The 13,440-nt window shown below is 43.0% G+C and carries 14 protein-coding genes; 13 read left to right on the top strand and 1 reads right to left on the bottom strand.

Annotated features, from left to right (window positions below; translation table 11 throughout):
- The first annotated feature begins 59 nt into the window (after positions 1-59).
- From AC0VX1_RS19580 to AC0VX1_RS19530, 11 genes are all read left to right on the top strand, one after another.
- Entirely contained in the window at positions 60-515 is a 456-nt protein-coding gene (locus AC0VX1_RS19580) for an RrF2 family transcriptional regulator (protein ID WP_095679584.1), read from the top strand.
- 74 nt (positions 516-589) lie between these two features.
- Positions 590-1,300 (top strand): DsbA family oxidoreductase, encoded by a 711-nt coding sequence (locus AC0VX1_RS19575; RefSeq protein WP_063575454.1) that lies wholly within the window; start codon positions 590-592, stop codon positions 1,298-1,300.
- Positions 1,301-1,430: 130 nt separating this feature from the next.
- On the top strand, positions 1,431-1,712 hold the full coding sequence (locus AC0VX1_RS19570) for a hypothetical protein (protein WP_095679582.1): 282 nt from the start codon (positions 1,431-1,433) through the stop codon (positions 1,710-1,712).
- Between the two features lie 336 nt (positions 1,713-2,048).
- Positions 2,049-2,864: a uroporphyrinogen-III synthase gene (locus AC0VX1_RS19565; protein WP_106026035.1), complete on the top strand. Its 816-nt coding sequence runs from the start codon at positions 2,049-2,051 to the stop codon at positions 2,862-2,864.
- Positions 2,865-2,877: 13 nt separating this feature from the next.
- Positions 2,878-4,323 (top strand): uroporphyrinogen-III C-methyltransferase, encoded by a 1,446-nt coding sequence (gene cobA / locus AC0VX1_RS19560; RefSeq protein ID WP_475468455.1) that lies wholly within the window; start codon positions 2,878-2,880, stop codon positions 4,321-4,323.
- Positions 4,324-4,508: 185 nt separating this feature from the next.
- The gene (locus AC0VX1_RS19555) at positions 4,509-4,682 is read left to right on the top strand and encodes a hypothetical protein (RefSeq protein WP_475468453.1); all 174 of its coding nucleotides are present in this window, start codon (positions 4,509-4,511) and stop codon (positions 4,680-4,682) included.
- 136 nt (positions 4,683-4,818) lie between these two features.
- Complete coding sequence (locus tag AC0VX1_RS19550; RefSeq protein WP_106026033.1) at positions 4,819-5,229, top strand: DUF4064 domain-containing protein; 411 nt, start codon at positions 4,819-4,821, stop codon at positions 5,227-5,229.
- Positions 5,230-5,408: 179 nt separating this feature from the next.
- A complete protein-coding gene (locus AC0VX1_RS19545; RefSeq protein ID WP_475468451.1) occupies positions 5,409-7,055 on the top strand; it encodes an immunoglobulin-like domain-containing protein in 1,647 nt (548 codons plus the stop codon).
- A gap of 437 nt (positions 7,056-7,492) precedes the next feature.
- A complete protein-coding gene (locus tag AC0VX1_RS19540) occupies positions 7,493-7,876 on the top strand; it encodes a DnaJ family domain-containing protein (RefSeq protein ID WP_475468449.1) in 384 nt (127 codons plus the stop codon).
- A 94-nt stretch (positions 7,877-7,970) separates the two neighbouring features.
- Positions 7,971-8,522 carry a signal peptidase I gene (gene lepB / locus AC0VX1_RS19535; protein WP_223255759.1) on the top strand — a complete coding sequence of 184 codons (552 nt, stop codon included), beginning with the start codon at positions 7,971-7,973 and terminating at the stop codon, positions 8,520-8,522.
- A 247-nt stretch (positions 8,523-8,769) separates the two neighbouring features.
- Positions 8,770-9,255 carry a DedA family protein gene (locus AC0VX1_RS19530; protein ID WP_413021371.1) on the top strand — a complete coding sequence of 162 codons (486 nt, stop codon included), beginning with the start codon at positions 8,770-8,772 and terminating at the stop codon, positions 9,253-9,255.
- Between the two features lie 86 nt (positions 9,256-9,341).
- Here AC0VX1_RS19530 and AC0VX1_RS19525 read toward each other — a convergent pair whose 3' ends face one another.
- On the bottom strand, positions 9,342-10,076 hold the full coding sequence (locus AC0VX1_RS19525; protein ID WP_057276749.1) for an SDR family NAD(P)-dependent oxidoreductase: 735 nt from the start codon (positions 10,074-10,076) through the stop codon (positions 9,342-9,344).
- A 444-nt stretch (positions 10,077-10,520) separates the two neighbouring features.
- Between AC0VX1_RS19525 and AC0VX1_RS19520 the strand changes: the two genes are divergently transcribed.
- The gene (locus tag AC0VX1_RS19520; protein WP_063575464.1) at positions 10,521-11,858 is read left to right on the top strand and encodes an MATE family efflux transporter; all 1,338 of its coding nucleotides are present in this window, start codon (positions 10,521-10,523) and stop codon (positions 11,856-11,858) included.
- Positions 11,859-12,011: 153 nt separating this feature from the next.
- Complete coding sequence (gene pepV, locus AC0VX1_RS19515) at positions 12,012-13,424, top strand: dipeptidase PepV (protein WP_063575465.1); 1,413 nt, start codon at positions 12,012-12,014, stop codon at positions 13,422-13,424.
- Positions 13,425-13,440: the final 16 nt, after the last annotated feature.

The following is a 13,440-nucleotide window of genomic DNA, read 5'->3' as shown; positions in this document are numbered from 1 at the left end:
GGAGCACGTAACATAGTATAATGGCCTTACCATGGATAAGAGTGTAAGGGGGGATAATCTTGTCTTCAAGTAATCGAAACAATCAAATTGGTCCGCCGCGCTTTGCCATTGCCATTCACTCTTTGGTTTGGCTCGCACAAAGCGAAAAGCTCCTGACAAGTTCGGCAATCGCCTTAAAGGTGAAGTCCCACGCCACTTTTTTAAGAAAGGTGATGGCACAGCTTGCAGCTGAGGGGATCGTCGAAACAAAGGAAGGAAGGGAAGGCGGTTATAGTCTGAAGGTGCCTGCCTCTCAGCTTACTTTGGCGGATGTGTATCAAGCGGTACGGCCGGAATGTCTTGTTTGTATGGAAACGAGCGAATGCGGTGAAGTCGGGAAGCAGCTGGATACGGCTTTGGAGGAAATCATGAACGAAGCCGAAAAGGAAACATTGCGCCTGCTAAAGGGCTATACATTGGAAGAATTCATGAAAAAAGTCGACTTCACCAATTTTGAAAATGAGTGTCTGGGCTAATATCCTTGCAAGAGGATACCCAGGATTATATAATGTGCTTAATGCGATTGCATTTAAAACGAGGAGGTATTTACATGAAGGTGGAAATTTGGTCGGATTATCAATGTCCGTTCTGTTATATAGGTAAGCGTCGGTTCGAAGAGGCGTTAAAGCAGTTTGAAAATAAAGATCAGGTAGAGGTCTCATTTCGCAGTTTTGAGTTGAACCCAGAGGCTGAGCGGGATATCAATATGACTCAAAATGAAATGCTGGCCAAGAAATACGGCATGTCTCAAGCGCAGGTGGAAGCGAACAGCCAAAACCTGACTCAACAGGCTAAAGAATTGGGACTCGATTATCACTTGGACAAAGTGGTCTTAACGAATTCGTTCGATGCCCACCGCTTGATGCACTTTGCTGAATCAAAAGGTAAAGAGAAAGAAATGAATGAACGCCTATTTAAAGCTTACTTTACGGAAGGCAAACATATTGGCGATCACGCTACATTGGCAAGTTTGGCAGAAGAGGTTGGCATTGAAAAGTCCGAGACGGAGTCCATGCTGGCAGGAACGGCATTCACGGCAGAGGTTAGAGGAAATGAGCAAGAAGGAAGCCTGCTTGGCATTACAGGCGTCCCATTCTTCGTCATTAATCGCAAATATGGAATCTCCGGCGCCCAGCCAACGGAAGCATTCCTCGATACGCTAAAAAAAGTATGGGCTGAGGAAAATCCGCTTACGATCGTGAATGATCCAGCAACAGGCGACGCTTGTACGGACGGTTCTTGTAACGTAAAGGAAAAATAGAAGATGAAGAAGGAGACCCCAAACTGGGGTCTCCTTTTTTTACTTGAAAAGGAAATGTCATGTATGGCAAAGAATATAGTGTACAGGATGGCTTTTCCAAAAAAAGTCCGAAATGAAAGGGAGTTAAAAGATGTATATAATGATTGGAATACTAGTCCTCGTGATTGCGTGTATAGTAATTGTCAAACTGATTTCCTATAAATATTGGACATGTATTTATACAGCATTCGGGAATGAAAATTATTATAAGGCGGTTGCGAAATTGGAAAGGGAAGGGATACCCTTCAAAACGAAAACGCCTATGAACTTAGGCACTGAAAACTTTCAGAATCGCCATGAAACCACTCAATATGATGTTTTTGTAAAAAAAGAACTGGAGCATATTGCCCAAAGGGCGATAAATAAGAATTAACAAAAGGTTAAATCGTGAAAATCGCTGTCCTGAAGGCAGCTTTTTTATATTGACTGAAAAGATAAGATGAGGGAATTGAACCTGGCCATGTTTTGCTTTTCTGGAAACTTACGAGTAAAAGCCCAAAACTCACGAGTATTTGCTCCAAACACATGAGGGCGGGACTTATGAAAAGCAAAATGCTGCTAATCCATCTATCCACTGAATTTATATAAGATGAAAGAAAGAAAAAGCGTTGTTTTTGATATGGAATCCGTTTTTTATAGTTTCATAGACTGAAAATTTGTATAATGGGTGAGATGGATTAAATTGAATGTACATATAGGAGGGGCATGGATGAGTAAGCTTAATGGCAGGACCGTTGCTTTATTAGGGGCGCGGAAGACGGAAGAACTTAGTAAAATCGTTCAAAATCTTGGGGGAGTCCCGCTTGTTCGCCCGGCACAGGGGACGGTTTTCCTTGATGATTCCCATTTGGAAGAGGATGTCACCCGGTTGATGGCAGGGGAGTTCGAGTGGATCATTCTCACGACGGGAGTGGGGACGGAATTATTATATAAAACGGCAGTGAAGATGGAAGCGGGAGATCGTTTCATAGAGGCTTTGCAGTCTATGAAAATTGCAGCTAGGGGCTATAAAACGGTTAATATGCTGAAAAAGCTTGGCCTGCAGCCATTAATCCGTGATGATGATGGCAGTACGGCAGGGCTTGTTCGCAATCTGGAAGGCCATCTGCCTGGAGGTGTAAAGGTCGCTTTGCAGCTTCACGGCGATCCGGCGCCTCTTTTGATGAATTGGCTGGATGAACAAAAAGTGGAACATAAAGAAATCCTGCCATATGAACATATAGCGCCTGAAAAAGAAACGATGCAGCAGCTGATCCAAGAAATCCTTGAAGGCAAAATCGATTCGGTTGTGTTCACGAGTGCACCCCAGCCGCGAAATTTAATGAGATTTGTCCGTGAACAAGGCGTGGAGGATAAGATAGTCGGCCTGTTTGCATCAGATGTAATTGCTCTTGCGGTCGGAAAGGTAACGGCGCAGGTGGTGATCGATGAAGGGATTGAGCGGGTCATATATCCTGAAGATCAACGGATGGGCAGTGCAATGGTGGAGCTGGTGAAATATTATCAGGGAATGGCAAGCAGATAGGGGTGAGTGCGGCATGACCAAGGGCAAGGTTTATTTTGTTGGTGCAGGTCCGGGTGATGAAGGCCTGATTACCGTAAAAGGCCAAAAAGAGATTGAAAAAGCGGATGTCATTTTATATGATAGGTTGCTGAATCCCAAGCTGTTGGAGGCTGCCGCCTTCGATTGTGAATTGATATATTGTGGCAAGACACCTTATACTACTGGCATCAGCCAAGGGGAAATCAATGAGCTGCTTGTTTCCAAAGCACTGGAAGGGCATCGGGTCATCCGCTTGAAAGGCGGTGATCCTGCCGTTTTTGGAAGAGTCGGGGAGGAAGCGGAATCGTTGAAAGATAAGGGAATCCCATTCGAAGTCATTCCGGGGGTTACGTCCAGCATTGCTGCATCCATGTACGCAGGAGTTCCCGTCACACATCGGGATTACGGACGTTCCTTTGCGATGGTGACGGGCCATGACCAAACGAAGAAGGATATAGATTGGAATGGGCTTGTGAGTATAGATACGGTTGCCTTTTATATGGGTGTGGCCAACCTTCCGTCTATCCGCAAAAATTTGATCAATCATGGAAAGCCGGGGAATACACCGGCACTCGTCATTCAATGGGGCACTTATGGAAGACAGGAAAGTGTCGAGGGGACCTTGGATGATATCGTCGAACGGGTAAGTGAAAGGTCGCTTGGCAATCCTGCAATCACCTTGGTCGGGGATATCATTTCACTAAGGGGAAAACTGCAATGGTTCGAAAGGAAGCCGCTTTATGGACAACGGTTTTTAGTGGCCCGGACTGGGACGGCAAAGAGTGCCTTGGCGGAAGCCCTGTATGAACTTGGCGGCGAAGTCATCGAGTTTCCTAAATGGAATGCGGAAAAAGTGAAAATAGAAGAAAGTCAGTTGCTCGCTTTTCTTTCATATGATCGAATTCTCTTCACTTCGCCTGAAAGTGTCCATGGATTCTTGGATTCACTCACTGAACAAGCTATTGATTTCCGCCGGATTTCTTCTAAACTATATGTGTTATCAAGGAAATCGAAAAAGGCTTTGCAGCAACGGGGTCTGACGGCCGAGCTCAAATCCGGGATGCCGGAAGCCGGAACACTGTTAGTTGTTGGAGATCGAAACAGGGATCTTAGAGATCCGGCACATGGGGACGGAGACTATATTCAATCAATCGCTAAATTTGTCGATGAAAGATTCCTTGAAATCTTTTCGAGAATGCTTGATGGGAAAGCTGTAGGAACGGTACTATTTTCAAACCGGCATTCAGTCGATATGCTGATGCAATATGGGAACAAGGCAAACGTGGATGTTGAAGCGCTGCTAAAACAAGCCTCCATCGGGGTGATCGGGGAAAGTACCGGAAATAGACTTCAAGACTATGGATTTACACCTGATATGATGCCGAAAGAACCGTCTGTCGAACAATTGGTGGATTTGATCGTGAATAGGAATGTTTTTTAGGCTCTGATAAAAACAGAGTCTATTTCCTTTGGGGGGCTTCGTTATTCACCTTCTATTAATATCGTTGGCGTTCAGTGTTAGGGCCACTCGTGTTATCATTTAATTACGGAACATCACGGAGTACGAAAAGCCCTCACTTACTGCTTTTATTGGCCGGAATTCATTCAAAGACAGAAGGTGACTTCATGTTTAATATTGGCGATGTTTTATGGCAATTATTCTACCTTGCCCTACTTGTTCTGTTATTCGTTATGGTTGTGAAGGCGGTCCGTTTCTTTATAAAGAATATGACAAAAATGAATAACCTGGATAATAAAAGAGATGAATTACATGAACGATTGAAAAAGAAGGATGAATGAAGGCAGGGGGGCGTTAAAGGATTTGGACGAATTCACCACATTTACACTCAATTTTGAGGAGTAAGGAATAAAAGTCTTTTATTCCTTCACAGATTGGGTATTATATATACGTGACTTTTCCAGGGAGGCGAAGTAAATGAAACGGACATGGGAATACGCATTAAGTATCATAGGCGTAAGTATCGCCGCGATTTTTTTAATCGTGACGATCATAGCGGCCGTCTATCTCAACAGTATCGATTTGAAAGAAATGATGGACTACTCATTAATGACAGATTCCGAGTTTTCCTCATCTGAGGTAGAAATGTCAATCAAGTTATTCATGGGAATGCTTTGGGTGGGGATCATATCGCTGTTCATTGCCTTGGCAGGCGGTTTGATCGCTATCTTTCTATTAAAGGGCGGCAAGGCGAAGGGAGCCGGAATCTTATTGATCATTACGGGCATTCTGACGATTTTTCATGTTTGGCCGCTTATCTTCTTCATCATACCGGGTATCATGTGCCTTGTAAGGAAGCCGAGGGAAACGGTGGAAGTGATCGAATGATCCGGCATCATACATAGTTTTGAGATTTGAAAACAAAGGAGCTTTCCCGATAATGCGGGTAAGCTCCTTTTATGCTGTAAGGATATTTAAGGGGGAAATACCTTATTATACCTGCGATCACCAGTCTATCATGTTACTATTATTATAGATTTAAATATAAATAGACTGGAGTTCGATCGATGAAGATATCTTTAATGAAGATTGGGGCACTGACCTGTTTAACACTTGGTTTGTTCAATGGACAGGCTTTTGCGGAGTCTGGAATAACCAATGCGTGTTCATCATTCGGTGAGGTTCAACCCAATGAAAATCCTTCCCATAAGCAGATCAACTGCTTACTGACGAATGCGGCAATAGAAGCTGAAATCCCCCCTGAAGTGGTAAAAGCGGTGGCTACGCAGGAAAACGGGGATTGGAGGCAATTTAATGAGGATGGTAAACCGATTATATCCGACGATGGCGGCATCGGTCTAATGCAGCTTACCAATAAAAGTGGGTATGACCAGAAAAAGCTGGAAAATGATATAGTCTACAATATCGGGGCAGGCGTCGAGGTCCTGAGTGGCATGTATTCAAGAAGGGATTTACCCAAGATCAAAGGTGCAGGGCGCAGGGTCATCGAAAATTGGTATTTCCCTGTCATGGCTTACAATGGGACAAAACCGGTGAACAGTCCTCTTTACCAGGAAAACGGGAAAATAAATGTGAATGCGTACCAAGAGGAAGTTTTTGCTGAGATAGAAAACCAAAGTTATTTGAATGATACGAAACTGGCAATATATCCATTCAAAACTTCTGACTTTCAATATGATCGTTACAGCACGGAAAATATCGTCTTTAAAAATCTTGAATACACCCTGACAGATCAAACGCATGACTCTGTTTATTGGTTCAAGGCAGGAGACAAAGTGGTGACGACATCGAGCGCGAATATCAGGAAAGATATAACCACTACGGCAGGTGCAGTAACTGTTCCGCCAAATACAAGCTTGATCATCACAGGGAATTTTGACTATCACGAATCAAAGGGAAATAAATTTGTCTTTTACCCCGTACAAACGGCAGACAAGAGTATTAAGGGGTATGTTTCATCAGCTTACATCTCCAATCGGCCATCGATTGTCAAGGATACGAATAAGCCTGTGATTTCCGGTGCCGGGAATAAAACCATCAAACTTAATTCTTCATTCAATCCAAAAACAAACGTGAGTGCCAAGGATAATGCCGATGGAAATTTGACTAGTAAAATCAAAGTGACGGGTACAGTGAATACGAAGAAAAAGGGGACCTATACATTGAGGTATACGGTCACCGATTCATCGAAAAATGCAGCGACAGTCACAAGAAAGATCACGATAGATGGCACCAAGCCAGTCATCTCGGGAGCCAATAGTAAAACCGTTGGCTATTATTCGACATTCAGCCCTAAATCGGGTGTAACTGCCAAAGATAACCTGGATGGCAACTTGACGAGTAAAATAAAGGTGACAGGTACGGTGAATACAAAGAAAAAAGGTACGTATACATTAAAGTATACAATCACTGATTCATCGAAAAATACTGCAACAGTCACAAGAAAGATCACGGTAGACAGCACAAAGCCGGTCATTTCCGGTGCCAAGAGCAAAACCATTGCCTATAACTCGACATTCAATCCTAAATCAGGTGTATCCGCAAAAGATAATCTTGATGGAAGCTTAACAAGTAAGATCAAAATAACAGGGACTGTGAATACGAAGAAAAAAGGCACCTATACATTGACTTACACAGTTACGGATAAATCGAAGAACAAGGCGGAAGTAAAAAGGGAAATCACCGTTAAATAGAAGGCCAACAAGGGTTCCCTGAAAAGGGGAATCCTTGAGTTTGTAGACAAGGGATTATCTAAATTTTAAAACAAAATTGATTGGAGCGGCTGTGCGAGACTCCTGCGGGAAAAGCGAGTCCAGGGTAGACCCCACAGGCGCAAAAGCGCCGAGGAGGCTACCAGACCGCCCGCGGAAAGCGAGTGCCCTACGTTCCAATCAACGGCCAAATTGTACAACCATAAAAAAATGTAGACAAAATCGATATTCATCGAGTTTGTCTACAGTCTGCAAGGATTCCCATCATAGGGAATCCTTTTTTTGAAGCCTGAATGTGTTTGGCTGAAAGATAGGCATATATAATAGTAGAAAGTGTCCCCAAGGGTGGAGTGGGTATTGATAAAAATGTTATAATTGTAAAAACATGTAATGATTAGTGATCTGAAGGGGGATTGTTTATGGGCAAAGAACACGGGCATGTGAACTGGATGGATCAGATTTTCAAGGAATATGAAAGGGAAGGCGGGCTGAAGAATAATCCTGGCTTTGGTAAACCGCTTCCGGAGTCGGCGCTGTCGGGAAATATATATGACAACTTCTTGACGAAGGCCAAGGATGCCGGCTTCCTTCCGCTTTGGATAAAATGGCAAAAAGAAATTCGCGAAGAGCTAGCCGAATTGGTTCGATTGAAAAAAATGAATGGAATTGAATCCGAATTAATGAAACGAATGGGTGAAATAAATGAGAAAGTCCGTACATATAATGCGATTTGTCCAACTAAAATGCAGCGTCGGGAAATAGAGTTGGAAAGCATGGAAATCCAGTATGAAAAATGGAAGTAAATGACAATGTGTAAAATGTGGGTATTTGTATGACGTGATCATGAAAGGATTATGTTATAATGGCATGAATAAAAAACAGAGAGAGGGACTTCGATTGGAAAAAAGAAAAGAAGTTTTTTCATGGATAAAAGCGATATTGATTGCAGTCATTCTAGCTTTTTTAATTCGAACGTATATTTTTGCACCGATTGTCGTGGACGGTGAGTCAATGATGCCGACTCTGCAAGACCACGAAAGAATTGTTCTTACCAAGTTTGGAACGAATATCGATAATATAGACCGGTTTGATATTGTCGTTTTTCATGCAACGGTAGATAAAGATTATATAAAAAGGGTTATCGGTCTGCCAGGTGACCATATTGAATATAAAGACGATACGCTTTATATTAATGGGAAAGCTTATGAAGAACCATACTTGGACAAATATAAGAATCAGATGCCATCAGGAGTGCCGCTGACTGAATCCTTCAAGCTCGAAGATATTACAGGCAGCATGACAGTGCCGGAAGGCCAGTTGTTCCTTATGGGGGACAATCGCCAAAATAGTTTGGATAGCCGTGAAATTGGCACGATTTCCGTCGATGAAATCGTGGGCAAGGCGAATCTAGTGTATTGGCCGATCAATGAAATAAAGATTGTGAAATAAGAAGAAGCGGACTCGGGTATCGAGTCCGCTTTTATTATTGCCGATTTTCATCCTTAATGAGGAAACTGCCATACAGGTATTTCAACAAAAAACGTGTCCATTCTTCTTTTTTTTCTATTTTTTTTTTGAAAATCAACTCATTTGGGTTAAATTAGGTTATCCTATTAAAAAGAAGTAATCACGTTACCCAGGCCCGCATAAGAAAATGGATTACTTTAATAAAGGGTGCTGAGATGGAGTACTTTAGATGGATATAGTAAAAGATTTAATATCAAACTATGGTTATTTTGCGATATATGGATTGTTGGCGATTGGGATTATTGGCTTGCCGGTACCTGATGAGTTCATGATGACTTTTGTCGGCTATTTGTCATCCATTTCCGTTTTGAATGTCCAGGGAGCTTTCCTTGTCAGTTTCCTTGGCTCGATATCCGGGATGCTTGTCAGTTATTTCATCGGAAAAAAGGTGGGGAAGCCTTTTTTGAGGAAGCATGGTAAGTGGGTCAAAATGACCCCCGCGAGGTTGGAAAAATTGGAGAAATGGTTCAATAAATACGGTCCATGGACGATTATCATCGCCTATTTCATTCCAGGAGTCCGTCACTTCGCCAGTTACATTTCCGGTATGAATGGAATGGGGAAACGAAAGTATTTTATCTTTGCAGGAGCAGGGGCATTCAGCTGGTGTTTGGTATTTACGACTTTTGGCTATTTCATCGGTGTGTTAACTTAACTCATTACAACTTACAAAATTTCTTTATTGAATCAGAAAATCCCGTTTCTGAGTATTAGAAACGGGATTTTCCATTTCTGCTTTAATTATTGAGCGGAGTATCCGCCGTCGATGACAAGCTCGGCACCAGTTACGTATGAAGCTTCATCGGATGCTAGATAAAGCACGGCATTTGCAATATCCGCCGGCTGACCCAAACGTTGTAATGGAGTGGCCTTGATCATTTGGTTCACTAACTCTTTTGATTCTTCTAATTTTTGAGTCATCGGTGTTTCGATGATACCAGGGAATACGGCATTGACACGGACGCCCATGCGGCCATATTGCGTTGCGGCAGCCTTGGAAATAGCACGGACGGCACCTTTTGAAGCTGAATAAGAGTTTAAGCCCATTCCGATTTGAGCTGTAAAGGAAGAAATGTTTACAACTGCGCCTTTACCTTCTTTAGCCATGTGAGGAACAACGTGTTTCATTCCAAGGAATGGTCCAAATCCATTGATGCCTAACATTAGCTGCCAATCGGCCAATGTCGTATCGTTAATGCCTTTTTCCGTTGAGATACCGGCATTGTTTACCAAAATGTCGATTTGGCCAAATTTAGCGATAACTTCATCCGTCACCTTTTTCCAGCTTTCGTCTGAAGATACATCAAGTACAGTACCATGGACGTTATCGAGTTCATTCACGGCAGCTACAGCTTTTTCATTGATATCGGCAGCAATGACTTGTGCTCCTTCTTTTGTGAATAGGTCTACCATTTCCCTGCCCATACCAGATGCTCCGCCAGTGATAATGGCTACTTTATCAGTCAATCTTCCCATCATGATCACTCCTAATTAGTTGTTATAACGATGAATATATATTCAAGCATAGTTCAAAAGGTATATTATCAACGAGCAATACTAAAAACTCCTTCAAGAATCCGTCAAGCATTTTATTTTCCGGCTTGGGAAATGCCTTTTTCTTGCTGGATAAAAATGTACTTCCCATAACTCCTGCGGGTTGAAAGCGATATCAATCTTTCAATCTTCAAATTTTGATACGTAAATGATCCAGATTTAAAATGGGTTTTACCCGTTCTATTTGAAACGTTCCACAAGTAATCTTGTAGTGGCATCTCTTGCATGTTGGGGAGCACCATATGTACAATTCTAGTGATTAAAATTAAATACTGCAATATTTTTGTACTTTGAATACATTTTTTTATAACGACATTCCAATTCTAACTTTTCAGAACTTTTATGTACATAGGAGGTCATCATTTTATGAATAACAGAGTATACCTTTCCTTGGCCATCCCGCTTACGATTTCGACAATGAGTACGCCCTTGCTCGGTGCAGTCGATACGGCTGTGGTTGGAAAGTTGAGTGATCCCGCTTATATTGGCGGGGTGGCTGTCGGAACCATAATTTTTAATACGATGTATTGGCTTTTTGGTTTTCTTCGGGTCAGTACATCTGCTTTCGCCGCACAAGCGGAAGGGGCAAGGGATGAAAAGCAAACCCTGATGGCCTTGATTCGGCCTTTTTTCATTGCAGCGATCATCGGTCTGCTTTTTATCGTGATCCAAAAGCCCATTTTGAATGTATCGTTAGGCGCAATCGGTCCGGAATCGGATGTTTCCGCCTTTGCCGCAGATTATTTCGGCATCAGGATATGGGGCGCGCCATTTGCTCTATTGAATTATGTCATCTTAGGCTGGTTAATGGGGAAATCGAGGATAAAAACGTCTTTGTTCATTCAAGTTTTCATGAACGTGATGAATATAATCTTATGCCTCGTTTTCGTTAATGTTTTTTCATGGTCTGTATCAGGGGTTGCTGCCGCTACACTGATATCAGAGATTTCCGCTTTTTTACTGGGCTTGTGGGTCATCCGGAAAGCGGTTAACGTACCGGATTCTTTTTCAATCCGGGAGGGGTTCGATCGGGCTTCCCTGAAAAAAATGATGGTGGTCAACAGGGATTTATTCATCAGGACCATTTGCCTGATCACGGTTTTCAATCTTTTTACGGCCAAGGGAGCGACTTTCGGGACAGAGACCCTGGCGGCCAATGCCGTACTCATTCAAATCCATTATCTGATGGCCTATTGCTTTGATGGCTTCGCGAACGCGTCAAGTCTTCTGGTCGGGAAGGCGATTGGTTCGAGAGATATAAACCTTTATAAAAAAACACTCTCACTCTCGGCGCGGTGGGGCTTGTATGCCTCGTTCATACTTGCCGCATCTTACTATCTTTTCAGCGATGAGGTCATTCTCTTATTCACGGACATTCCCGGCGTCATCGAATTGGCCCATGAATATGGACTTTGGATAGTCCTATTCCCATTCAGTGCCTTTATCGGACTCATTTTTTATGGAGTGTTTACCGGTGCGACTGAAGCCGTTCCAGTAAGGAACTCGATGCTTCTGGCACTGATGGCTTTTTTAATAGTCCAATTCGCAGCAGTAAGCAATCATGGCAATCATGGTTTATGGCTTGCATTCCTGGCTTTCAGTTTAGGACGTTCTTTATTTTTAGCATTATATATCCCAAGACTGAACAGAAAAGTAACAGAGTTAATGAATGACGATAGTCTAATGAAATCATCCTCTTTTTAATAAAAGAGGGTTTTTTTATTTTTGTAAGGATTTTATCGGTAGTTTGATGTTAGCAATAATGCGGGAATACGAAGAATAGGTAGCAAGGCTTGGCGAATGTGGTAGTAAAAGTGATAAAATGAAAAATATATATAAAAGAGGAGTTGTCATATTTTGAGTGAATTGAATTGGCGAGAAGAAGTTGAAAAACGGAAAATGGACTTATTGCTGGACACACAAAACTTATTGAAAATAAAAAGTGTACTTGATGAAGAACATCCGACAGAGGAGGCCCCACTCGGTAAAGGGGTGAAGGAAGCGCTTGATTTCATGCTTCAATTAGGCGAAAAAGACGGTTTTACTGTGAAAAATGTCGATAATGTCGCTGGGCATATCGAAATGGGGGAAGGCGAGGAGTTAATCGGGATATTATGCCATGTCGACGTGGTACCTGAGGGAGATGGCTGGAGTTCGGATCCGTTTGGCGCTGAAATCCGCAATGGCCGCATATATGCCCGTGGGGCAATCGATGATAAAGGGCCGACGATGGCTGCCTATCATGCGATGAAGCTGGTCCGGGAGCTAGGAGAACCTTTGAACAAACGTGTGAGGATGATCATTGGAACCGATGAAGAATCGAACTGGCGCTGCGTTGACCGGTACTTTGAAGTGGAGGAAATGCCTTCGATCGGCTTCGCACCAGATGCTGACTTCCCGATCATCAGTGCGGAAAAAGGAATCTGGGATTTCTCGGTTATCCATCCTGCCGATGCAGGAAATGGCACGAACTCAGACGTGAATGTCATCGAGTTTTCTTCAGGCCGAAGGACGAATATGGTACCGGATTTTGCGACGGCTATCGTGGAAACGGACAAACCTGCTGAAGTGGCGGCAAACTATCAGGATTATTTGCAAAAGTACTCATTGGGGGGCCAAGCCGTTCCGCAAAAAAATCAAGTGCTGCTTGAAATGAATGGTGTCTCGGCACACGCGATGGAACCGAACAACGGAAAAAATGCAGGTCTGCATTTAGCCGTATTTTTAGCTGATCTCACTCTTGATCCGCATGCGAAAGCCTACTTCACTTTCATCAAGGATCGTTTGTTCGAAGATTCCCGCGGAAATAATTTAGGTGTGGCTTATTCGGATGAGCAAACAGGAGAATTGACGATCAATGCCGGCGTTTTCAATTATTCTAAACAAGGCGACAGCTCGATCGGTTTCAGCATGCGTTATCCGGTCACGTTTGAGTGGGAACAGCAAAAGGCGGCGCTGGAAGAAAGGCTTGCGGCATATAATTTGAAAGTGAAGACCAATTCGCATTCAACTCCCCATTATGTGGACAGTGAAAGCTTCTTGATTAAGACGTTGCAGGAAGTGTATGAAGCGGAGACAGGTGATAAAGCCGAGCTTCTTTCGATTGGCGGCGGCACATATGCCCGTTCATTGAAAGAAGGCGTTGCATTTGGCCCGCTTTTCCCTGGCAGCGAAGACATTGCGCACCAGAAAGATGAATATATTGATATTGAGGATATGCTTAAGGCTACGTCCATTTATGCACGTGCCATTCATGAATTGGCTAAATAAGAGGCAAAGAGGGAGA

Source organism: Peribacillus sp. QJM3NY_7, from assembly GCF_056173225.1.
Note: the sequence above shows the minus strand (reverse complement) of the source record. Positions and strands in the feature narration are given on the sequence as shown.